Genomic DNA, 21,154 nt, shown 5'->3' with positions numbered 1-21,154 from the left:
CGCGCACCTGCCTGCAACGTACGGCGCGCGCGGGCTGCGTCTGGCCCTTCAGACGAAGTCCTTGTACTTGTCGAGCAGGCGCACGGGCTTAGAAAGCGCGTCGCGGCGGAACGGATCGCCGAGTTCGCGCGTGCACATGATCTCGACGATGGTCGTCTTGCCCTGGTTCATCTGCAGATCGATCGCGCGCTTGAGCGCCGGGCCCACGTCCTCGAGCTTGTCCACCACGATGCCTTCCGCGCCCATCGCCTTCGCGATGCCGGCGAAGCTCGGGCTGTCCAGTTCGCCCGCCACGAAGCGGCGATCGTAGAAGTCCACCTGGTTCTTCTTCTCGGCGCCCCATTGGCGGTTGTGGAACACAACGGCCGTCACCGGAATGTTGTGGCGCACGCAGGTGAGCGTTTCCATGAGGCTCATGCCCCAGGCGCCGTCGCCCGCATACGAGATCGCGGGGCGGTGGGGCGCGGCCACCTTCGCGCCGATGATGGTCGGGAACGCATAGCCGCAGTTGCCCCAGCTCATCGCGGCGAACAGGCTGCGCGGCTTGTTGAAGCGCAGATAGCTGTTCGCGACGGAGTTGATGTTGCCGATGTCGGTCGACACCATGACGTCCTCGGGCATCGCCTTCTCGAGCTCGCGCAGCACCTGGCGCGGATGCAGATACTCGCCGCCGGTGGGCGTGCGCTCGTGCTTCTGCTCTTCGATCATGTCGAGGCTGTAGGCGTCGCGCTCGTGCGTCCACGAGTCGAGTTCCTTTTCCCACGCGGCCTTTTCGGTGGCGATCTGGTCGGCGCGCTCTCCGCGCGAAGCGTCGCTCGCGAGGGTCCGGTTCGCAAGGCGCTCGGTCAGCGCCTGCGCCGAAGCCTTCGCGTCGCCGCAAATGCCCACCGAAATCTTCTTCACGAGGCCGAGCATCTTGTGATCGGCGTCGATCTGGATGATCTTCGCGTCTTTTGGCCAGTAGTCCATACCATGTTGCGGCAGCGTGCCGAACGGTCCGAGGCGCGAGCCCAGCGCAATCACGACGTCCGCGCGCGAGATCAGCTTCATCGCGGCCTTCGATCCCTGGTAGCCAAGCGGGCCGCACCAGAGCGGATGATTCGCCGGGAACGAGTCGTTGTGGAGGTAGCTGTTCACAACGGGCGCGCCGAGACGTTCGGCGAGCGCCTTGCACTCCTCGATCGCATCGCCCATCACGACGCCGCCGCCGGAGATGATGACGGGGAACTTCGCGGCCGCGATCAGATCCGCCGCTTCGTTCAGGCTTTCGTCGCCGCCGGGGCCGCGGTCGAGCCGGCGCGGCTGCGGAATCTCGGCCTTGATCTTGCCGTAGAAGTAATCGCGCGGGATGTTCAGCTGGGTCGGGCCCATTTCGGACATGGCGCGGTCGAAGCAGCGCGCGGTGTACTCGGCCATGCGCGCGGGGTTCGTCACGTGGCCCTGGTACTTCGTGAACTCCTGGAACATCGGCAACTGATTCGCTTCCTGGAAGCCGCCGAGACCGATGCCCATCGTGCCTGCCTCCGGCGTCACGATCACGACCGGGCTGTGGGCCCAGTAAGCCGCCGCGATGGCTGTCACGCAGTTGCTGATGCCGGGACCGTTCTGGCCGATCACGACGCCGTGGCGGCCCGATACGCGCGAGTAGCCGTCGGCCATGTGCGCCGCGCCCTGCTCGTGAACGACGGGAATGAGGCGAATGCCGGCGGGCGCGAAGATGTCCATCGCATCCATGAACGCGGAGCCCATGATGCCGAACATGTCGGTCACGCCGTTGGCCGCGAGGGTTTCGACAAAGGCTTCGGACGGGGTCATTTCCTGCGGGCCGCTGGCCGTCTGGGTCGGGGTCTTTTCGCTCATCAACTGTCTCCGGTTATCGTTGGACGGAATGCCGTTGTTTGAATGCTATTCGGCGCCCGATGAGGGTCAAGGGATTCCGTCCTTGAGGGGTGAATCTGAAATGGAATGGAACGTTTCGTTTCAAAACACCAGGCAACCGATGCGCTGGTGCGCCGCTGCACGCGGGTCAGGCGGGCTGCTTCGGGCGCTCCTTGCGGAACGCGCGCTTCACGGCAATCAGGCCGTCGCGGAATTCGAATAGATCGCAGCCTTCGGCCTCAATGCGCCAGCCTTCGGCATGCGTGCCGCTGAACACCCATTCGGACACGCCGCGATCGCCCGCGACGTAGTGGCGGCCGTTGCCCCAATGCGCGTCGGGGAACGTGCGAAAGACCGCTTCGAAAGCGGCGCGCACCGCCTCACGCCCGACGAAGCGCGTGCCATGCACTTCGGGACCGCCGGCCGCGTCGAACACGCAGTCTTCGGTCATGAACCCCATCAGCGCGTCGGCGTCATGACGGTTGAAGGCGTCGGAAAAGGCGGCGAGCGTGTCGGCCGTGACGGCGGGTTGGGCGCTGAGCGTGTCTGCCATACGTGTCTCCAGTGGAAAAGCTGGTGCCGGCCGGTGCGCGAGGACTCGCGCGCGGCACGGTATAGCGACACGTTAGGGTTTGCGAGGCGAGGGCGGTAGCACCAGTGTGGAGCTTTCGCCTGGGCCAGCGCCCGCGCAGGTTGCGCGAAGACTCAGGCGGGCCGCTGCTTGCGCACGACCTCGGCGAGCGCGCGCACGCCGGGTTCGATTTTCTCGAGCTTGATGGCGGAGAATCCCATGCGAAACCACGGGCTGTGTTCGGCCTCGTCGGCGAAGAAGACGCCGCCGGGCTCGATCAGAATGCCTGCCTCGCGCGCATCGTCGGCAAGGCGCGCGGAGTCCAGCCACGCCGGCCCCTGGACCCAGCACGACGCGCCGCCGCCGATCGGCACGTAACGCACTTCGGGCAGATGGGTATCGAGCGCCGCCATCAACGCGCGGGCGCGCTCCTTGTAGGCATGCGCGAGCCGGCGCAGGAGCGCGTCGTGGTGTCCGAGCGCGAGGAACGTCGCGAACGCGCGCTGGATATAGGCCACCGGGTGGCGGACCATCAGCCGGCGCAGCGAGCGCAACTCGCGCACGAGTTCCTGCGGGCCGACCACGTAACCGAGACGCAGACCGGGGGCGAACGTCTTCGAAAGGCTGCCGACGTAGATCACGCGATCGGCCGTGTCGAGACTCTTCAAGGCGGGATGTGGCGTGCCGGAAAACGTGTTTTCGCTCTCGTAGTCGTCTTCGATGATGACGAAGTCGTGCTGCTGGGCCAGTTCGAGCAGCGCCTGGCGGCGCGCGATGGGCATGGTGGCCGTGGTCGGGCATTGGTGGCTCGGCGTGACGAACACGTAATCGCAGCGGGCGAGCGAGTCGCGCAGGCGCACCGGGTCCATCCCTTCGCCGTCGATCGGCAATTCGAGCAGTTGCGCATTGCGATTCACAAAAATATTGCGTGCATCGGGATATCCCGGATTCTCGAAGCCGACCGTCGTGTTCTTGCCGCAGAGCAGGTCGGCGACGAGATAGAGCGCCTGCTGGCAGCCGTTCGTGATGATGATCTCCTCGGGCATGGCGAACACGCCGCGCCGTGGCAGCACACGCGTGCGGATCTGCTGGATCAGCGACTCGTCATCGCGTTCGATCAGGTCGGGCGCCCAGTTGCGGATCTCCATGATCGAGAGCGCTTTCAGGCAGCACTCGCGCCAGTCGTTGGTCGGAAAGAGCGATTGATCGAACTGCCCGTAGATAAAGGGATATGCGTAGTTCTGCCAATTGGCGGGTTTGACGATGTTGCGCTGGGCGGAGGGCGGCCGCACGATGCGCGAATTCCATGCGGGCGGGGCGGGCGACTGAGCGCCATGGGGCTTGACGACGTCGGGCTGCTGGACCCGTTGTTGCACGCGCTTTTGCACCGTTACGCCGTGCAGGCCCTCCAGCATGTCGGTATTGACGAAGTGGCCGCTGCGTTCGCGCGACACGAGATAGCCTTCCTCCACAAGCATCTGGTAGGCGAGCACCACAGTATTGCGCGCTACGCCGAGCTGCTCGGCCAGCTCGCGGCTCGAAGGCAAGGCGGAGTCCGGCGGCAGTTGCCCGTCGAGAATGGAGGCCACCAGCATCTCGCGGATCTGGTGCTGCAGACTTGTCTTCGACTCCGGTGACCGTCGGAATTGCTGTGCCCAAAGGGCGGACGGGGTACGGGTCGGCATGCTGGCTCCTGTGATTGATGGCGGCGGCGAGAGGACGTTTGAGCAACCGTATTGCAGCAAAATCGGCCAGTCAATCGACACACGATATTCAACACTGGCCGTCCAGGTCGATTAGGTAAATTTCGGAGCGACTGTTTGCGACGACACGGTCAGCACGGCGCGTTCGGAAAGGGACTCGACGTGCGCGCGCTCGCCAGGCCCTTGCTGCGCTGCAGCGCGCCCGCCTGGCGGACCTTGCGGGGGCGCGCTGGGAGTTCGAATAATCGGAAGAAATCGGCCGTACGGTGCTTGCGGCGTTTCGGGAAAGCGGCAGACAACGGTCGTCCGCGACTGGCCCCATCGGAACTTCCCGCCTGGTACTACCCGCCGCTTTATTGATTGAGAATGCTTGACTCAACGGGCGAGTTCGCGAGAGCGAAATAGAAGAGGCGAAATTCGCCCTGGTAGCCGCTGACTATACTTGACTTGAGACGGAACCCGAACCGGACGCGGAGCTTCGCGTTGGCGTGCGCATAGTTTTTCAACTTGAGGAGACGGCGGTGAGAGCCCTACCCAGACTAAAGACGATGAAGCATCACGCGGATTCGCCAATCGAGCCGGTCATCAAGATCCGCCGCGGCCACGGGAGATTGAGTTCGTGGTCGTTGACCACTGCTGTGCTCGTGATATGCGTCTTGCTCTGGCAGGCAGTATCGATGGCGGGCATCTTCCCGGCGTTCGCGTTGCCGTCGCCCGTGGCGGTATGGCAGGCGTTCGTCGAAATCGTTCGCAACGGATACGGCGGCCAGTCGCTCGTCAGCGACATCCTGATTAGTTGCTTTCGCATCGTTATTGGCTTTGTCGGCGCGATTGCGATCGGCGTACCCATCGGGCTGCTGATGTCACGCAACAAGATCGTGTTCGACATCATCGATCCGCTGCTGCAGTTCGTCCGGCCGGTTCCGCCGCTTGCCTATATTCCGCTGCTGGTGGTGTGGTTCGGCATCGGCGAATTGCCCAAAGCCATTCTGATTCTGGTCGGCACCATTCCTGTGATCATCATCGGCACGATGTCGGGCGTGAAAAGCACGCCGCCGCTGCGTATCGAGGTTGCCCGCACGCTCGGCGCGACCAACGCGCAAATCTTCCGCAAGGTCGTGTTGCCCTCGGCCATGCCGGAGATCGTCACCGCAATGCGTGTGGGTATCGGCGTGGCGTGGACGTGTCTGGTCGCTGCGGAACTGATCGCGGCGAGCAGCGGCCTCGGCTGGCTCGTGCAGTTCGCCGGACAGGCCTTGCAGGTTGCCATCGTGATCGTCGGCATCGTGATCATCGGGTTGATCGGGTATGGAATGGAGCTGGCGATTCGCAAGATCGAAAATATCGTCGTACCGTGGCGCGGACATAACTGATCGGGTGACTGGAGGAGACAAAAAATGAAAATGATGCAATGGGTCTATGGCATGAGCGCGGCTGTGCTGGCGAGCAGTTGTCTGGTTCCGGGCGTGGTGCATTCGCAGAGCAAGCCCGAGGTGATCATCGGCTACGAGGACAACGGCGCCGACCCGTACATGGTGTCGATGGCCGAGCATCTGTTCGAAAAACAGATGAACGCCGATGTCCAGTACAAGCTCTTCAGTTCGGGTCCGGCGGCGATGAGTGCATTGGCATCGAACAGTCTCACGTTCATGTGCGGGCTGGGGGTGCCGCCGCTCGTCACCGCTATCGCACAGGGCTTGCCGATGACCATCGTGTACAACCAGGAGCGCTATACGAATGCGGCCGGCATCGTGGTCAAGCCGGATAGCGGCATCCGCGACGTCGCGGGGCTGCAAGGCAAGAAGATCGCGATCGTCGCCGGCTCGCAGGCATCGTTCGAGCTGGCGACCTTCCTGGCTGCTGCGCATGTGCCGTATGCGTCCGTCACGCAGATCAACATGGCGCCACCGCAGATGCGCACCTCGTGGGTGACCGGTGCGATCGACGCGGCGATCGTCTGGGATCCGGTATTCAGCGCCCTGCGTACGTCTGGCGGCAAGGCGATCAAGACGGACGGCGATCTGCCGCGCGAAGCCTCGAGCTACAACGTCTGTATCGCCAACGCCGAGTGGGCGAAGGCGCATCCGGACCTGGTCCGTGGATTCGTCGCGGCGCTCGACCAGGGTTACCAGGTGACGATGAAGGATCGCGACAAGGCGCTCGCCGAGATGGCGAAGGCAACGGGCGTGACGGTGCCGGTGGCGACGAGCGAACTCGCCGGTTATGAGCTGTTTTCCGGCGCCGACCAGACCACGCCGAAAGTCATGGGGCTCGACGCAGGCGTTAAAACCTCCGCCACATACCTGACTCTGGTGAATACGGCCAAGGTGCTCAACTCGATTGGCCGCATTCCGAGTGTGCCGGCGAGTTTCGACAACAACGTCGCGCCGCAGTACTCGAAACATCTGGCGCATTGATCCATTGACTGTCTGACTGTCGAGCAGGAGACGAACTTGAACATCGTCATCGATTCACTGTACAAGACGTTCGGCGCCACATCGGCACTGGAAAACATCAATCTGCAGTTCCGGGGCGGCGAATTCATCACCGTGCTCGGCGCTTCGGGCTGTGGAAAGACGACCTTGCTGCATCTGCTCGCTGGTCTGACTTCGCCCACCAGGGGCAACATCTATATCGATGGCGAGATCAAGGATCAGCCCGGGGCCGATCGTGTCGTCGTGTTCCAGCAGGCCGGCTTGTTTCCGTGGCTCAGCGTGGAAGAAAACATCGAGTTCGGGCCGTCTCTGCATGGAGTGCCCAAGGCGCAACGGCACAAGGAGTCGGCGGATATTCTGCGCATCATCGGTCTGGAGTCCTTCGCGCGGCACAAGCCCTATGAGCTGTCGGGCGGCATGCAGCAGCGCGTGGCGATCGCGCGGGCGCTCGTGATGAAGCCGAAGGTGCTCCTGATGGACGAGCCCTTCGGCGCACTGGACGCGCAGACGCGCAGTTCCATGCAGACGTTTTTGACCGCGCTGTGGGAGCAGCTGCACTGCACGGTGGTCTTCATCACCCATGACATCGACGAAGCGATCTTTCTCGGTACGCGCCTCGTCGTGCTTTCGGCGCGGCCGGGGCGGGTGGCACTCGACGTACCCATCGAACTGGACCGGCCGCGTACGCCCCAGGTCGCTTTCGAATCGCACTTCCTGGATCTAAAGAAGCGCGCGATGGGAATTCTCGCGCACTGATCGCGGGCTCGACGGCGAGCGGCCGTCGACGCCATAGCCGAAGGCGTTTACGCCCGAGCCAAAGAACCGGTAGCGAGCCGCTCGCGCCAGGCAATGCGGCCGACAACAATCGAAAGCGTCGCCGCGACAAGTGGCGCTACCCCGTGTCCGTATTCGCCGTGCACTGCGACAGTTGCCAGCGCAGCCAACATCACGGTGCAGCCGAGCGCCGAGCCCAACAGCCGCGTCCCTGCTCGCGCGAGCAGAATGGCAGTCGTGAGTTCCAGCGTACCGGTCACGAAATGGAACCAGTGCGGATAGCCCCACTTCAGGTATTCCTCAAAGATGGATCGCGGGGCGACGATGTTGCTGAGCGATCCGACGACGAAAAAAGCGGCAAGAACCAAAGGTAATACCTGGCGCCAGGAAATCTTGGACATTCGTTCTACCTTCTCTGATGAGGGCGCAGCGGAGGACTAAAGTGCCGCCTGTGCGACGAGGCGGCCGGACTCCGTTGTTCATGACATAGTGGACTTGTGGGCCGCCGCAAAGACATCGCGAGGAGACGTCGTGCCTGCGATGTGCTCCGTACCCGCGACGCCGAGATCCATCCAGCCCGCGTTGACGGCATCGAACATCGCTTCGGCGGGTCCGGTCTGTCCGTTCGGGATACCGAACTGTTCGAACGCTGCTGGCCACCCGGCCCGCGGAATGGGAACAGCCTTGACGTCGCGCTGCAAGACTTCGCCCAACTGGGTCGCGACTTCATCCGCGCTGACCATCGAGCCAAGTTCGACGACGCGCTGCCCGGACCACGACGGCCCGGTCAGCAGCGCCGCCACCTCGGCGCCGATATCGTCGGTCGCGACCATGGTCGACTTCCGGCTAGTCGGGTTGTAGTAGACGGGTAGCGTGCCGCCCTGGGCGACGTGCAGGCCGTAAAGGAAGTTTTCGAAAAAACCGCCGGCTCGCACATAGGCGATCGGCAACGTCAGGTTGCGCAGTCCTTGCTCCAGCAGCGACAGGGCCGTAATCATTCCCAGCCCGCTGATTCTGTTCGCACCCATCGACGAGAGCACGACCACCCGCGGCGGTGTCGCCCTGGTCATCGCCTCGACATAGTTCGCGATCACGCTCTTTGCTTCCCTGAAATCAGGCGAGGGGGCCCAGACAGTCGGCAGCATGACAAATGCACCGTCGACTCCATCGAGCGCTTTCGCTACCGTGGCCGCATCATTCCAGTCGCCGTCGACCAGTTCTACGCCTCGATCCGCCCAACTCGTCGCATTCTCGCGATTGCGGACCAGCGCCCGTACTTTCCGGCCTTGCGCCAACAAATGTTGGGCCGTTGCGCCGCCTACGCGTCCCGTAATTCCCATTACCAAAAGCATGTAGTTCTCCTGAAATTAAAATTTCCCTTAAACGCCAGCACTTCTGCGGCTACGGCTGGACGCGGTATTAGCGGAGTCTTCCGCTTCCACCTGCGGCTCGGCCTCGCGCCTGCCAGATGTCCGCCGGTATCTGCCGCGGAAGGCGAGCGGGAACAGGGTTCGATACCGGGCTACCTGAGGTGCAGTCTTTGTTCGAGGGCAGGTCTATCATAGAGACCGATGCCTCGCGCCGGAAGGAGGCAGTTTTTTGTTACCAGAAGAGTTAAGGGGAACCCGAATGAGCACGGCCCAGAATGCGATCGAGAGATTCCGCAGATATCAACATGAATTGGGCGACGCCCAACCCGCACACTGCGCGATTCGTGACGTGCTCGACCGCATCGGCGACAAATGGAGCATGCTTATGATCATGGAGCTCGCGACGCGATCGCAGCGGTTCAGTGAGCTTCACCGGGCGATTCCAGACATTTCCAAGCGCATGCTTACCCAGACATTGCGCGATCTGGAGCGCGACGGACTCATCACCCGCCATGTTTTTCCCACCAGCCCGCCAAGCGTCGAATATCGTCTGGCCCCACTAGGCCAATCGCTGTTGGAGCCGATGGCGGCCCTCATCGATTGGGCCGATCGTCGTTATCCCGACATCCACGCCGCGCGCGCGCGCTTTGACGGCGCCTCCGGCGATGCCCCGCGCTAGATGCTCAACCCATGGGGGACTGTTCGGGTACGAAGAGCGAACAACTAGTCCATACCCTGTTTCAACGCCCCGCTAATCCACCGCTCTTCGGAAGCCATGAGGTGTGCGCGCATCGCTGTTTGGGCTGCGATGGGGTCGCCGGCCTGTAACGCCCTGAGCACAGCCTCATGTTCCTGCACGGCTGCCGTCCAGGTTTGGGGGCTTTCCGCATGACCTCGCATGGCGGCAGCGATCGGATCGTGGCGGCTGTCGAATAACTCTCCCATATAGCGGCTGAGCACCGAATTGCCCGCGGCCTCTGCGATCAACATGTGGAATTGCCGGTCCGCCTCCACTGGCGATTTGCCCGCTGCCGCGAGTCGACGCATCCGCTCGACTGTGCGACGTAGCCGATCCAGCATGGCTGCGGTCATGTGCGCCGTGGCAAGCACGACCACACTGCCTTCGATGGTCGCTCGTGCCTGCATCAACTCTGATGGGCTGTCGCCCAGCGCTCCCACTGTGCCTGCGGCGTCCTCACTCGCCTCGCAGACATAGACGCCCGATCCCATTCGAATTTCGACCTGGCCACCGATCTCGAGGGCGATCAATGCCTCGCGTAGCGACGGTCTCGACACGCCCAGCTTCAGCGCTAGTTCACGTTCGGGCGGCAAACGCTCTCCTGGCGGAAATTCACCCTGACGGATCAACGCGAGGATTTGAGTGGCGACGGATTGGTAAAGCCGCTTTGGTTCTGTCGATTTCATCGTGTGGGTGAAAGGGGCGCCGCGGAGGATCTCACAGCCTGCGTCAAAGTCTAGCACGAGGGCTCTCGACCATTGATCCGCAAGGGATTGCCGCGCCTATAGGGGTTATTACTATTGGTAAGATATGTGTGCATAAACCACTATTGGCTTGACCAAAACGCGGAATTTGGCTTTAATTCAACGCAATTGGACTGACCGCAAGGCCCGGTTGGTCCTGCATGGAGACAGAATGACAGTGCCCACAAGCCTGGCTGTTGCCGATCGAGACGCAGGACGGGAGATCCTGCGCCTCGAAGGCGTCGTGAAGCGATTTCCCGGCGTAGTGGCCCTCGACGGCATTCGTCTGGACCTTCGGGAGGGAGAGGTCCATGCGGTCTGCGGCGAGAACGGCGCTGGCAAATCGACGCTGATGAAAATCATCAGCGGCCAGTACCAGCCTGACGAAGGCACCATGAGCTTTCGCGGCGCATCCGTCCGGTTCGGTTCGACGTCCGAGGCGCAAGCCGCAGGCATCGCGATCATTCATCAGGAACTGAACCTCGTCCCGCATTTGAGCGTGGCGGAGAATCTCTATCTCGCACGCGAGCCGAAGCGTGGACCGTTCGTCGATACCCGCAAGCTCAATGCGGATGCACTGCGCTGCCTGCAACGAATCGGCCTGGACGTGCCTCCCACGACGTTGGTGGGCACGCTGTCGATCGCACAGCAGCAGATGGTGGAAATCGCAAAGGCGCTTTCGTTCGATTCGCAGGTGTTGATCATGGACGAACCGACGTCCTCCTTGACTGAATCGGAAACCGCACAGCTATTTCGAATCATTGAGGAGCTCCGGGCGGCTGGCGTGGCGATCCTTTACATCTCGCATCGCCTCGACGAGATGGCACAGATCGTCAATCGCGTGACGATCCTGCGCGATGGCCGGCATATTTCGACTGACGATTTCGCAGCGTTGACTGTGAATGACATTGTCGCGCGCATGGTGGGGCGGTCTCTCGATGAGGCCTACCCTGCGCGGCAATCCGCGCCCACGGAAGATGTGCTGCTCAGCGCGCGGGGTCTGCGCCGCAACGGCGTATTCGGTCCTGTGTCCTTCGAGTTGCGTCGAGGCGAAATCCTCGGTTTCGCAGGTCTCATGGGAGCGGGTCGCACGGAAGTCGCCAGGGCGATCTTTGGCGCGGACAGCTTGGATGAAGGGACGCTTCAGTTGCACGGCAATCGCGTGACGATTCGCTCGCCGCGCGAAGCGATTCGTCACGGCATTGCTTACCTTTCGGAAGACCGCAAACAGGAGGGCCTCGCTCTCGGGATGTCGGTCGCCGCGAATATTACGCTTTCGAACGTTGGCGGAATTTCGTCGCGCACAGGTTTCTTGCGCTTCGATGAAGAAGTCGCGATCGCGCGTCGCTATGTTCATGATCTGGCCATTCGCACGCCGTCGGTTGCGCAGATCGTTCGCAACCTGTCAGGCGGCAATCAGCAGAAGGTCGTGATCGGCAAATGGCTGTACCGGGGATCGAAGATTTTATTCTTCGATGAGCCCACGCGCGGCATTGATGTAGGCGCGAAATTCGCGATTTACGGGCTGATGGATCGACTCGCCGCCGACGGTGTGGGTGTTGTATTGATCAGTTCGGAGTTGCCCGAGTTACTTGGAATGACCGATCGGATCGCCGTCTTTCATGAGGGCCGGATAACGGCCATGCTCGAAACAAAACAGACCAGTCAGGAGGAGATCATGCATTTTGCTTCGGGGCGTCGACATGCTTGAAATGACATCGGATCGTAGCCAGCCCGCGGATCGCTCGGCTCGGCAGCGGCGCCGCGACCTCATTCAGAAATTCGCGGCTCTGGGTAGCCTCGTTGCACTTGTGATTGCATTCTCGGTCACCAGTTCGGCATTTTTTTCTGTCGGCAACCTGATGACCGTTAGCCTGCAGGTGACGTCGATCGCCTACCTGGGCGTCGCCGCAACCTGCGTCATCATCACCGGCGGTATCGACCTGTCAGTTGGGTCAGTGCTTGCGCTCGCGGGTGTTTCGGCCGCGTTGCTCGCGAAGGCCGGTATGGCGGTGCCCCTCGCCATGCTTTGCGGTGTGCTGGTAGGTGCGCTTTGCGGATTCGTCAACGGGATCTGTGTGACGCGAATGGGGTTGCCGCCATTCATCGCGACGCTCGGCATGATGCTGGTCGCTCGAGGTCTCGCTCTGCAAATTACCGGAGCCCGCCCGGTTTCGGACCTTGGCAACGCGTTTGGTGTACTCGGCAACGGGGCGTTGTTCCGTGTTTCCCGTATCGGCGCGGATGGATTTCCGGATACGACGTTTCCAGGCATTCCCTATCCGGTCGTCATCATGATCGTGTTCTTCATCGCAGGCGCGATCCTCCTGTCGAAGACTTCGCTCGGTCGGCATATCTACGCGGTCGGCTCCAACCGGGAAGCGGCTCGTCTCTCCGGTGTCGACGTTCGAGGCGTGACGATGTTCACCTATGTGCTTTCCGGCGCGTTGGCTGGCGTCACAGGTTGTGTGCTGATGTCGCGCCTCGTGACCGGTCAGCCCAACGAAGGCGTCATGTACGAACTCGACGCGATCGCCAGTGCCGTGATTGGTGGAACGTCGCTGATGGGCGGCGTGGGCACGATTTCGGGCACCGCCATCGGCGCGTTCGTCATTGGCGTGCTGCGCAACGGCCTGAATATGAACGGGGTGTCGAGTTTCATCCAGCAGATCATCATCGGCGTCGTGATTCTGGGCACCGTCTGGATTGATCAATTGCGAAGCAGGAAGCGTTAATCACACGTAGTTCAACCACGAAAAAAGAGGAGCGAGACATGCAAAGGCTTTCGATTTTTGCGGCATCGGCGTTGTTGTGCGCAGTGTTCAGCACGGGCGCCTATGCGGCAGGTGGCGAGATCGCTGTAATCGTCAAGACGGTCAATTCGAACTACTGGCAAAACGTGCAGAAAGGCGCGAATGCCGCACTCGGCGACGCGAAGGGATACACGATGACATTCCAGGGCCCGGCCGCGGAATCCGATATTGCGGATGAAGTGAACATGGTCGAGAACGCAGTCAACCGTCACGTCACGGGTATTGTGCTAGCACCGTCCGATCCCGATGCGCTTGTGCCGGCTATCAAGAAAGCGTGGGAGGCGCACATTCCCGTCGTGGTGATCGACTCTGCGCTGTCCGATGCCGGCAAGCAGTACTACCAGTCGTTCTTGTCGACAGACAACGAGAAGGCCGGTGAGCTTTGCGCGCAGGCGCTGATCGACCGCGTGGGTCAGACGGGGAAAATTGCACTCATGTCCTACGTGCCGGGTGCTGGATCGGAAATCGGGCGTGTCGGCGGCTTCAAGAAATATCTCGCGGCGCATTCCAAACTGCAGATCGTCGGTCCGTACTACTCGCAGTCCCAGATGGCGACGGCACTGAACCAGACCACCGATGTACTCTCCGCGAATCCCGATCTGAAGGGGATTTTCGGTGCAAACGAGCCGACTGCAGTTGGGGTGGGGCGCGCGCTAAAACAGACCGGAAAGGCGGGCAAAGTGGTGGCAATCGGCTTTGACGGCAACCAGGATCTGCAAAACTTCGTGCGCGACGGGACGATCCAGGGGATCGCCGTACAAGGCTCGTATCAGATGGGCTACAAGGGAATTCAGGCGGTCGTCAACGTCATCGAACACAAGAGCGTCGCCAAGGATATCGATACGGGCGTCGTGATGGTCGACAAGCAAAACCTCGATTCGCCCACGGCGAAGAACGTCCTCTACTGACGTTGCCGATGTTGTCGATGGCCTGCGTCGACGCCGGTGCGTGATCGGCGCAGGACCTGTCGCGATTTTCCTGACGATTCACACTTACTCGATTGCTTCCCTCGATGATCAACGCTCGCGAAACACGTATCTTGCCGCGCAGTGGACTCGAACTGACCGCTCTAGGTCTCGGGTGTTCCCAACTCGGTGGCCTGTATCGTCCGATCTCGTGGGCCGAGTCAGAGGCGCTTGTCGATGCTGCGTGGTCCGCTGGACTGCGCTATTTCGATACGGCGCCGTATTACGGCTACACGCTTTCCGAGCGGCGCGTGGGGCAAGCGCTCGCCAGCCGCGCGAGAGAAGCATTTTCGCTGAGTTCGAAGGTGGGCCGTTTGATGCACCCGGATGCGGGTGTGAGGCCCGGAGACGACGGCTGGGCCGAGCCGTTACCTTTTCGGCCGCTCTTCGACTACACCTACGGCGGAGTCATGCGTTCGTACGAGGACAGTCTGCAGCGGCTCGGAACGTCTCGCATCGACATTCTTTATGTGCATGACATCGGTGCGATGACTCATGGCGATCGCCACCCATACTACTGGGCTCAGCTCACGGACGGTGGTGGTTTTCGCGCCCTGACGCAGTTGCGCGAGAGCGGTGCGGTGCGCGCAGTCGGCCTCGGTGTGAACGAGTGGGAAGTCGTCGTCGATGCCATGAATGAACTTCCTCTCGACGTCGTCCTTCTTGCCGGGCGATACACGCTGCTTGAACAGACCGCGCTCGACCCGCTGCTCGAGGCCTGCCTGCGCACGGAAACGGCGGTTGTCGTGGGTGGTGTCTTCAATTCCGGTGTACTCGCCGGTAACGGCAAGTTCAACTATGGCGATGCGCCTGTCGAAGTCGTCGAACGGGTGCAACGCCTAACTGATCTGTGCGGGCGCTTCAACGTCCCACTGCCGGCGGCGGCTCTGCAGTTCCCGTTTGCTCACCCGGCTGTAGTGTCGTGCGTCATCGGCGCGCGCAGCGTTGCGCAGTTGCAGCAAAACATTGCATGGCTCGAGCAACCCATACCCGCACAGTACTGGCGGGCGTTGATCGATGACGGGTTGATTGCCGCCGATGCACCTGTTCCAAAAGAGCAAGCATGACGCTGCGTATCGATGCTCCGATTGCGCGCGTTTTTTGGGCGCCGAGGCGGTCACCGAGGTTTTCGGCGGCGCCGCATGTGGGTTTTAGCGCGTAGGCGTACTCGTTCGCCGCGCATGATCTGATCAAGAGGACATCCCTATGCTTAGCGTGATTTGCGAATCACCGGGAGTGCTGCGCGCGCAGCATTCGGACGCACCCGTTCGAGCAGCCGGCGAAGTATTGCTGCGCGTGTCTCGCGTTGGAATCTGCGGTACCGACCTGCACATCTTCACGGGCAATCAGCCTTATCTGCAGTACCCGCGCGTGATGGGACATGAATTTTCCGGCGTGGTAGTCGAGGCTGAGCCCGACTCGGGATTTGCTTGCGGCGACGGCGTCTATGTCATGCCGTATCTGTCGTGTGGGCATTGTGTTGCGTGTCGACAAGGTAAAACCAACTGTTGCGTCGACATCAAGGTCTTGGGTGTGCATCGAGATGGCGCACTTACCGAGTACCTAAGCGTACCCGCGCAGTTCGTTCATAAAGCCGAAGGCGTCACCCTCGATCAGGCCGCGATGCTCGAATTCCTGGCGATTGGCGCGCACGCGGTGCGACGGGCGGAGGTATCGGCCAATCAGCGCGTGCTGGTAGTTGGGGCCGGTCCGATTGGCATGGCAGCGATGATCTTTGCGAAACTGCGCGGCGCCAATGTGACCTGCCTCGACACGCGTTCTGATCGTCTGGAATTTTGCAAATCTCAATTGAATGTAGACGCCGCCATCAGTGTCGGCCCCACTGACGCCGAACAACTCGCATCGCTAACGGACAATGAATTCTTCGATGTCGTCTTTGACGCGACGGGCAATATCGATGCAATGAACCGCGGATTCGGATTTGTGGCTCACGGCGGCAAATACACGCTGATCTCGATTGTGCCGGGGCAGGTGACGTTCTCGGATCCGGAGTTTCACAAGCGCGAGACCACCTTGCTCGCCAGCCGGAACGCAACCGCCGCCGACTTCGAGGCCGTGCTGGAAGCAATGCGTGCGGGGCGCATTCCGGATCAAGCCCTGAACACGCACCGAATGCGGCTTGCCGATGTTCCGGAGGCGTTTCCGCGCTTGCTTGAGACCGGGCAGACTGTGGTGAAAGCGTTGGTCGAGTGCTGAGGGAATGCTCTGCAATGTCCGGGACAGGCCGCATGAGTGAACCCATACTTCAGTTTGGCACGAGCCGATTTCTCCTCGCGCATGTTGCGCTATTTGTGTCACAAGCGCTGGAACGCGGCGATGCGATTGGCGGTATCAGCGTCGTGCAGACCACTGGCAATCCAGTCAGTCACGCGCGTGTCGCTGCGCTGTCGCGGCCTGGAGGTTATCCCGTCCGGATCCGAGGGATGGAACATGGCGCGGCGGTGGACAAAGTCGTCGTCTGCGACGGCATTCGCTCCGCGTGGATTGCCGACCGCGACTGGACGATGGTTCGCCGCGCGGCGATCGAAGACGTGCGCGTCATCGTGTCGAACACCGGCGACACAGGCTACCGCCTCGACGAGCGAGATTCGCCCGATCTGCTTTCGAGTGGCGAAGCCGTGCCTCGCAGCTACCCCGCGAAGCTTCTCAGCTTGCTTCATTCGCGTTGGCAAGAACGCCCCAGCGACGGCCTGTCGATTTTCCCGTGCGAATTACTGGAAAACAACGGGGATACCCTGCGCGAGATCGTGCTCGCCATGGCAACGCAATGGTCATTGCCCGAGCCCTTCATGGACTACGTACGGGAGAGATGTGTTTGGGTGAACTCACTCGTTGACCGGATCGTATCCGAGCCGATCGATCCGGTGGGCGCGGTGGCCGAGCCATATGCATTGTGGGCTATCGAACGACGTACGGGAATGGAATTACCGTGCACGCACGAGAACATTGTTCTGACGGACGACTTGCGCGGCCACGAAAGGTTGAAGCTGTTTTTTCTCAATCTTGGCCACAGTTGGCTCGCGGAGCAGTGGCTTATCGAACAGCGACAGCTGTCCGAAACGGTGCTCGATGCAATGAAAGATCCGCGTACGCGTGCTGAAATCGAAACCGTATGGCGAGAGGAAGTCATGCCTGTCTTCGAGGCGACGGGCATGGGTGCCCAAGCCGAGGACTACCTGACCAGCGTGCGCGAGCGGTTCTGCAATCCGTATCTCGATCACCGAATTGCGGACATCGCGCAAAACCACGTAGCGAAGATGAAAAGGCGCATATTGCCGCTGATCGATCTCGCGAACTCCTTGTCGATGCGAAACGCTCAGCCGCGCTTGCGCGGCTTGCTGACCAGGCATGGGCTCATCTGATGAACGGAGACCGGCATCAATCATGACAGATCGGAGAGTTGTACGACTGCACGAAGACGACGATGTGGCGGTGGCGCTGCGTCCACTGGGAGCGGGAGAGCACGTTGACCTGGGGGGACATCGTGTGCGTGTGCTGGCGGACATTCCCGCGGGTCACAAGATTGCGACTCGAGATGTTGGCAGCGGTAAGCGTATTCGCAAATACCACCAGACTATTGGCGTTTCGCTGCGCGATATCGCAGCAGGTGAACACGTTCACGTGCATAACGTCGGCATGCCTGAACAACAGGAGCCGCGGCAGCCGCAGGCTGGGAACGCCAGCCGCATTTTCGATGCCGATCGCCGCGATACGTTCATGGGCTTCGTGCGGCCTGACGGTCGGGTCGGCACCCGCAATTTCATTGGTGTGATTGCCAGCGTCAATTGTTCGGCGAGTGTGTGCCATGCGATCGCCGATGCGTTCAAGGGCGACGCGATCGCATCGCTGGGAAATGTCGATGGTGTCGTTCCTGTTACGCATCAGAGCGGGTGCGGCATGTCGTCCACTGGCGAAGGCATTGCACTCTTGCGCCGTACGCTCATGGGCTATGTGCGAAATCCGAACTTCGCGGGTGTACTCCTCGTCGGTCTCGGGTGCGAGGTCAATCAAGTCAAGGCCATGACCGAATTGCTTGAGCCACTTGACCCATGCCCGATGAGAACGCTCGTCATACAAGAGGAAGGCGGGGCGCGCGAGACGGTCAGCCATGGTGTTGCGATCGTCAAGGAATTGCTCAATGTAGCGAACCGGGCCACCCGAACTCTGGTGTCCGCTTCCAGACTCAAACTCGGACTCCAGTGCGGCGGCTCAGATGGGTACTCCGGGATCACGGCGAACCCGGCCCTGGGAGTGGCCGTTGACCTGCTTGTGCGCAATGGCGGAACCGCGATTCTCTCCGAGACGCCGGAAATTTACGGGGCCGAACATCTGCTGACGGCGCGGGCCGCATCAAGCGATGTAGCCGCACGCCTGCTCGAAAAACTGCGTTGGTGGGAGCGCTATGCGGCGGCAGGAGGCGGCGAACTGAACAACAATCCGTCGCCGGGAAACAAGGCGGGAGGCATCACGACCATTCTCGAGAAGTCGCTTGGAGCGGTATCGAAAGGTGGAAGCTCGTCGCTTGCCGCGGTGTATGACTATGCCGAGTCTGTGGGCGAGTCAGGCCTTGTGTTCATGGATACGCCAGGCTACGACCCGGTCTCCGCTACGGGTCAAATCGCGGGCGGCGCGAACCTGATCTGCTTCACGACGGGGCGAGGTTCCGTATTCGGCTCGAAGCCGGTTCCGACGGTCAAGGTAGCCACGTCGACGGGGCTCTTCGAGCGAATGCCCGCCGATATGGACTTTAACAGCGGCTCCATCGTCGACGGCACGCTGAGTGTCGAAGAAACCGGGGAACAACTGTTCCGGTTGATCCTTGAGGTCGCGTCGGGGCAGCGAACTTGCAGCGAACTGAACGGTATGGGTGACCGCGAGTTCGTACCGTGGTCGCTGGGCGCCACAATGTAGGAGGCAAACATGAATAGTCATACCCGCTCGCGCCACTGTCTTGCACTGGATTTGAAAGACGATTCCGAACTCATTGCCCGCTACGAGGATTTCCATCGCGAGGTTTGGCCCGATGTCGTTCGTCACATACGTGATCATGGCGTCGTAGACATGGAAATCTATCGGCTTGGAACCCGACTGTTCATGATCATTGAAACGGACGATGCCGTCTACGATGCCGACCGAATGGCTGAAGCGGCGCTGAGCAATGCTGCGATTCAGCGGTGGGAAACATTGATGTGGACGTTTCAGGCTCCCACTCCGTGGACACCAGCTGGGGAAAAATGGGTGTTGATGAATCGGATATTCGATTTAAAGCAGCAATAGGAGCTTCTTGTTTCGAGATCGCCCCAGGCAGGTTTCGAGGTAAGAATAATTCCGCTCCCGCCATTCTCTATCGCTAATCAGACGAGATCTACCGGCGCGTGATCATCGCAGTGGTCACCATGCGGGTGATGAACACGGCCGTTGACCGGATAGTCGACACGGTCGCCGTGCGGTACGGGTTCATGGCGAGCGGCAGTTCAGCCGCGTGGTGATCGAACGACCGGGCTCGCGGATCCGGCTCCCCTTCTGGGCCTTTTCACTGCGGACGGCAAGATTGCAGACGTGGAACGCTGGCTTGCCGAAGAGCAGTGTCGCTCCGACGACCACGGCCATCATCATGACCGTGTGCTGCTGTCGCTGATGGGCCCTTCGATGCTGCGGATCAAGGGGATCGTGAACGTGCAGGGCGAGGACAGGCCGGTCCTCATCCATGGCGTGCAGCACGTGTTCCATCCGCCGGTGCGGCTCGACGCGTGGCCGGGCGAGGACCGGCGCTCGCGGGTCGTTTTCATCACGCGCGCCGTAGAACGCGAAACGAGTACGCCGCTGCCCGTGATGTCGACGACGAACGCGTCTTCTTCCTGCTACCGACTACCGTTTGCACGCGTAAGGTGCACGCGAATCCGTGCAAGCACCTCTGCCGCATCAAACGGCTTGAGCACGTCGTCGACTCCGCAAATCTCCAGTGCGTTGAGACGCTCGTCGAGATCACCGGCGACCACGACCGAATGAATTCCATTTCATTTTCACTCTATGGCTTTTCACAAGTGTGTAATAACAGTGACGAGACTGGAAAAATCTCCGTTATCTGTATTGCATGAATTCACCCGGGGACGTGCAGGAAATCCTTGGTTTTCCATAAGGAAATCCTGACTTGCATTTAATTCGTTTGGATATGAAAGGATTGTGAAACGAACCGCATTCCACGGTAACTTTAACGGAAAGGCTCGGCTGCCCCATTGGTAGCGATTGATGGCCGCGGCGCAAGCGCTGCGGTCTGAGGGCGAAGTCGCAATAGGCTCCAGGCTCAGAAATTGTTAAATTCTGCAATGCCAGATATCACAAAGGCTTTTTTGTAGACAAAGGAAAATAACTATGAGAGAGTTCGCGTGCGCGCTTATCTTTCTTTCCATTACACGATTTAATAAAGAGAGATGTCGTATTCGATGCGAATAGCCTTGGCGGCCTTCGTCTCACATAGTGCTCAAAATGCTGCGAGAAAGGAAAAACGGTGCGCGTAGCCTCGCGCAAGGCTATTTGTCATTCCACGAGCCGAGGGAACGTTGCAACAGGCTACTGAGGGGGCGGAAAGGATGAATTTCCCAGTCGGAACCGAGACGGGCATTGGCTCGGCGAAAAATATGCTTCAGTCTGCCCGGCAATTGGCTCTCCGCCGCGCGACCGCCTTTCCTCTGCGCCCCCCCTTCGGACCTTCATAGCCCAGACATTCGTCGCACGTCTCAGCGGCCACCGAAAAACTGGCTGAATGGCCGACATGCATATTTTACTTAGTCGTGCGAATCGTATCGCAGGCGTGGGTTCGCTCGCGCTCAGGATTCGTCATTGACTGAGGGCGGAAGCAACTTGCCGCAGCTCCAGCGCTAAAGCAACGCGCGTCGTAGCCAGACTTTCCTGACCGATATACATAGTCATCCTCAATAAGACGGATGAGCGCACACGCTTGCGATTATGAATTTTGCATTGTCACGTTGCTTATTGAGGAAACGAGATGAACAAGGTATATCGGACGGTCTGGAACAAGGCGCTAGGTGCGTTTGTGGCCGCATCGGAATTATGTATGGCGCAGGGTAAAGGCAGAAAAGGGACGGCGGTGATCTCTTGTGTGCAACATCGGCACAAGCACG

The 21,154-nt window shown here is 60.7% G+C and carries 20 protein-coding genes and 1 pseudogene; 14 read left to right on the top strand and 7 right to left on the bottom strand.

Features of this window, described 5'->3' with window-relative positions; all coding sequences use genetic code 11:
• Window positions 1–48: 48 nt before the first annotated feature.
• From xsc to M3I53_RS12730, 3 genes are all read right to left on the bottom strand, one after another.
• Window positions 49–1,860 carry a sulfoacetaldehyde acetyltransferase gene (gene xsc / locus M3I53_RS12740; RefSeq protein WP_254316274.1) on the bottom strand — a complete coding sequence of 604 codons (1,812 nt, stop codon included), beginning with the start codon at window positions 1,858–1,860 and terminating at the stop codon, window positions 49–51.
• Between the two features lie 166 nt (window positions 1,861–2,026).
• The gene (locus tag M3I53_RS12735; protein ID WP_254316273.1) at window positions 2,027–2,431 is read right to left on the bottom strand and encodes a nuclear transport factor 2 family protein; all 405 of its coding nucleotides are present in this window, start codon (window positions 2,429–2,431) and stop codon (window positions 2,027–2,029) included.
• A gap of 152 nt (window positions 2,432–2,583) precedes the next feature.
• Entirely contained in the window at window positions 2,584–4,134 is a 1,551-nt protein-coding gene (locus tag M3I53_RS12730; protein WP_254316272.1) for a PLP-dependent aminotransferase family protein, read from the bottom strand.
• 539 nt (window positions 4,135–4,673) lie between these two features.
• On the opposite strand from M3I53_RS12730, the gene M3I53_RS12725 reads away from it, so the two are divergent.
• The 3 genes from M3I53_RS12725 to M3I53_RS12715 are packed head-to-tail and all read left to right on the top strand — an operon-like array spanning window position 4,674 to window position 7,343.
• Window positions 4,674–5,525, top strand: a complete 852-nt coding sequence (locus M3I53_RS12725) for an ABC transporter permease (protein ID WP_254316271.1) — start codon at window positions 4,674–4,676, stop codon at window positions 5,523–5,525.
• Window positions 5,526–5,549: 24 nt separating this feature from the next.
• A complete protein-coding gene (locus M3I53_RS12720) occupies window positions 5,550–6,569 on the top strand; it encodes an ABC transporter substrate-binding protein (protein WP_254316270.1) in 1,020 nt (339 codons plus the stop codon).
• 36 nt (window positions 6,570–6,605) lie between these two features.
• Entirely contained in the window at window positions 6,606–7,343 is a 738-nt protein-coding gene (locus tag M3I53_RS12715; RefSeq protein ID WP_254316269.1) for an ABC transporter ATP-binding protein, read from the top strand.
• Between the two features lie 47 nt (window positions 7,344–7,390).
• Here the strand turns inward: M3I53_RS12715 and M3I53_RS12710 are convergent, their stop codons facing one another.
• Together M3I53_RS12710 and M3I53_RS12705 are read right to left on the bottom strand one after the other, a co-directional pair.
• On the bottom strand, window positions 7,391–7,762 hold the full coding sequence (locus tag M3I53_RS12710) for a DoxX family protein (RefSeq protein WP_254316268.1): 372 nt from the start codon (window positions 7,760–7,762) through the stop codon (window positions 7,391–7,393).
• A gap of 78 nt (window positions 7,763–7,840) precedes the next feature.
• Window positions 7,841–8,713 carry an NmrA family NAD(P)-binding protein gene (locus tag M3I53_RS12705; RefSeq protein ID WP_254316267.1) on the bottom strand — a complete coding sequence of 291 codons (873 nt, stop codon included), beginning with the start codon at window positions 8,711–8,713 and terminating at the stop codon, window positions 7,841–7,843.
• A gap of 277 nt (window positions 8,714–8,990) precedes the next feature.
• Between M3I53_RS12705 and M3I53_RS12700 the strand changes: the two genes are divergently transcribed.
• Window positions 8,991–9,410, top strand: coding sequence for a helix-turn-helix domain-containing protein (locus M3I53_RS12700; protein ID WP_254316266.1), 420 nt, complete (start codon window positions 8,991–8,993; stop codon window positions 9,408–9,410).
• Between the two features lie 44 nt (window positions 9,411–9,454).
• On the opposite strand, the gene M3I53_RS12695 is transcribed toward M3I53_RS12700, so the two are convergent.
• Window positions 9,455–10,156, bottom strand: a complete 702-nt coding sequence (locus M3I53_RS12695) for a FadR/GntR family transcriptional regulator (protein ID WP_254316426.1) — start codon at window positions 10,154–10,156, stop codon at window positions 9,455–9,457.
• Window positions 10,157–10,385: 229 nt separating this feature from the next.
• Between M3I53_RS12695 and M3I53_RS12690 the strand changes: the two genes are divergently transcribed.
• From M3I53_RS12690 to M3I53_RS12655, 8 genes are all read left to right on the top strand, one after another.
• Window positions 10,386–11,924: a sugar ABC transporter ATP-binding protein gene (locus M3I53_RS12690; RefSeq protein WP_254316265.1), complete on the top strand. Its 1,539-nt coding sequence runs from the start codon at window positions 10,386–10,388 to the stop codon at window positions 11,922–11,924.
• Window positions 11,917–12,948: an ABC transporter permease gene (locus M3I53_RS12685; protein WP_254316264.1), complete on the top strand. Its 1,032-nt coding sequence runs from the start codon at window positions 11,917–11,919 to the stop codon at window positions 12,946–12,948. The genes M3I53_RS12690 and M3I53_RS12685 overlap by 8 nt, the downstream gene beginning before the upstream one ends.
• Before the next feature lie 38 nt (window positions 12,949–12,986).
• Window positions 12,987–13,934, top strand: a complete 948-nt coding sequence (locus M3I53_RS12680; RefSeq protein ID WP_254316263.1) for an ABC transporter substrate-binding protein — start codon at window positions 12,987–12,989, stop codon at window positions 13,932–13,934.
• A 107-nt stretch (window positions 13,935–14,041) separates the two neighbouring features.
• Window positions 14,042–15,058, top strand: coding sequence for an aldo/keto reductase (locus M3I53_RS12675; protein WP_254316425.1), 1,017 nt, complete (start codon window positions 14,042–14,044; stop codon window positions 15,056–15,058).
• A gap of 139 nt (window positions 15,059–15,197) precedes the next feature.
• On the top strand, window positions 15,198–16,208 hold the full coding sequence (locus M3I53_RS12670; protein ID WP_254316262.1) for a zinc-binding alcohol dehydrogenase family protein: 1,011 nt from the start codon (window positions 15,198–15,200) through the stop codon (window positions 16,206–16,208).
• 32 nt (window positions 16,209–16,240) lie between these two features.
• On the top strand, window positions 16,241–17,374 hold the full coding sequence (locus tag M3I53_RS12665) for a mannitol dehydrogenase family protein (RefSeq protein ID WP_254316261.1): 1,134 nt from the start codon (window positions 16,241–16,243) through the stop codon (window positions 17,372–17,374).
• 22 nt (window positions 17,375–17,396) lie between these two features.
• Complete coding sequence (locus M3I53_RS12660; protein WP_254316260.1) at window positions 17,397–18,923, top strand: UxaA family hydrolase; 1,527 nt, start codon at window positions 17,397–17,399, stop codon at window positions 18,921–18,923.
• 9 nt (window positions 18,924–18,932) lie between these two features.
• Window positions 18,933–19,289 carry an L-rhamnose mutarotase gene (locus tag M3I53_RS12655; RefSeq protein ID WP_254316259.1) on the top strand — a complete coding sequence of 119 codons (357 nt, stop codon included), beginning with the start codon at window positions 18,933–18,935 and terminating at the stop codon, window positions 19,287–19,289.
• A gap of 180 nt (window positions 19,290–19,469) precedes the next feature.
• Here M3I53_RS12655 and M3I53_RS38620 read toward each other — a convergent pair whose 3' ends face one another.
• Window positions 19,470–19,742 carry a hypothetical protein gene (locus M3I53_RS38620; RefSeq protein ID WP_375542520.1) on the bottom strand — a complete coding sequence of 91 codons (273 nt, stop codon included), beginning with the start codon at window positions 19,740–19,742 and terminating at the stop codon, window positions 19,470–19,472.
• On the opposite strand from M3I53_RS38620, the gene M3I53_RS38615 reads away from it, so the two are divergent.
• Both M3I53_RS38615 and M3I53_RS38610 read left to right on the top strand, forming a co-directional pair.
• On the top strand, window positions 19,650–20,021 hold the full coding sequence (locus tag M3I53_RS38615) for a GTP-binding protein (RefSeq protein WP_375542519.1): 372 nt from the start codon (window positions 19,650–19,652) through the stop codon (window positions 20,019–20,021). The two genes, M3I53_RS38620 and M3I53_RS38615, sit on opposite strands and share 93 nt — an antisense overlap.
• Before the next feature lie 997 nt (window positions 20,022–21,018).
• A pseudogene (locus M3I53_RS38610) lies at window positions 21,019–21,114 on the top strand (ESPR domain-containing protein); the annotation flags it as partial.
• Between the last annotated feature and the right edge of the window lie 40 nt (window positions 21,115–21,154).

Source organism: Paraburkholderia sp. CNPSo 3272 (assembly GCF_024206495.1).
In the GTDB taxonomy this organism is placed as follows: domain Bacteria; phylum Pseudomonadota; class Gammaproteobacteria; order Burkholderiales; family Burkholderiaceae; genus Paraburkholderia.
The sequence above is the reverse complement of the archived record's forward strand: the minus strand, read 5'-3'. Positions and strand labels throughout refer to the sequence as shown.

What these genes read in the sequence shown, in the direction of transcription:
- M3I53_RS38615 (WP_375542519.1), top strand. Translation starts at nt 19,650, where the DNA reads ATGGGCCCTTCGATGCTGCGGATCAAGGGGATCGTGAACGTGCAGGGC.
- M3I53_RS12695 (WP_254316426.1), bottom strand. Translation starts at nt 10,156, where the DNA reads ATGAAATCGACAGAACCAAAGCGGCTTTACCAATCCGTCGCCACTCAA.
- M3I53_RS12700 (WP_254316266.1), top strand. Translation starts at nt 8,991, where the DNA reads ATGAGCACGGCCCAGAATGCGATCGAGAGATTCCGCAGATATCAACAT.
- M3I53_RS12655 (WP_254316259.1), top strand. Translation starts at nt 18,933, where the DNA reads ATGAATAGTCATACCCGCTCGCGCCACTGTCTTGCACTGGATTTGAAA.
- xsc (WP_254316274.1), bottom strand. Translation starts at nt 1,860, where the DNA reads ATGAGCGAAAAGACCCCGACCCAGACGGCCAGCGGCCCGCAGGAAATG.
- M3I53_RS12685 (WP_254316264.1), top strand. Translation starts at nt 11,917, where the DNA reads ATGCTTGAAATGACATCGGATCGTAGCCAGCCCGCGGATCGCTCGGCT.
- M3I53_RS12705 (WP_254316267.1), bottom strand. Translation starts at nt 8,713, where the DNA reads ATGCTTTTGGTAATGGGAATTACGGGACGCGTAGGCGGCGCAACGGCC.
- M3I53_RS12660 (WP_254316260.1), top strand. Translation starts at nt 17,397, where the DNA reads ATGACAGATCGGAGAGTTGTACGACTGCACGAAGACGACGATGTGGCG.
- M3I53_RS12665 (WP_254316261.1), top strand. Translation starts at nt 16,241, where the DNA reads ATGAGTGAACCCATACTTCAGTTTGGCACGAGCCGATTTCTCCTCGCG.
- M3I53_RS12735 (WP_254316273.1), bottom strand. Translation starts at nt 2,431, where the DNA reads ATGGCAGACACGCTCAGCGCCCAACCCGCCGTCACGGCCGACACGCTC.
- M3I53_RS12730 (WP_254316272.1), bottom strand. Translation starts at nt 4,134, where the DNA reads ATGCCGACCCGTACCCCGTCCGCCCTTTGGGCACAGCAATTCCGACGG.
- M3I53_RS12670 (WP_254316262.1), top strand. Translation starts at nt 15,198, where the DNA reads ATGCTTAGCGTGATTTGCGAATCACCGGGAGTGCTGCGCGCGCAGCAT.
- M3I53_RS12690 (WP_254316265.1), top strand. Translation starts at nt 10,386, where the DNA reads ATGACAGTGCCCACAAGCCTGGCTGTTGCCGATCGAGACGCAGGACGG.
- M3I53_RS38620 (WP_375542520.1), bottom strand. Translation starts at nt 19,742, where the DNA reads ATGGAACACGTGCTGCACGCCATGGATGAGGACCGGCCTGTCCTCGCC.
- M3I53_RS12720 (WP_254316270.1), top strand. Translation starts at nt 5,550, where the DNA reads ATGAAAATGATGCAATGGGTCTATGGCATGAGCGCGGCTGTGCTGGCG.
- M3I53_RS12680 (WP_254316263.1), top strand. Translation starts at nt 12,987, where the DNA reads ATGCAAAGGCTTTCGATTTTTGCGGCATCGGCGTTGTTGTGCGCAGTG.
- M3I53_RS12710 (WP_254316268.1), bottom strand. Translation starts at nt 7,762, where the DNA reads ATGTCCAAGATTTCCTGGCGCCAGGTATTACCTTTGGTTCTTGCCGCT.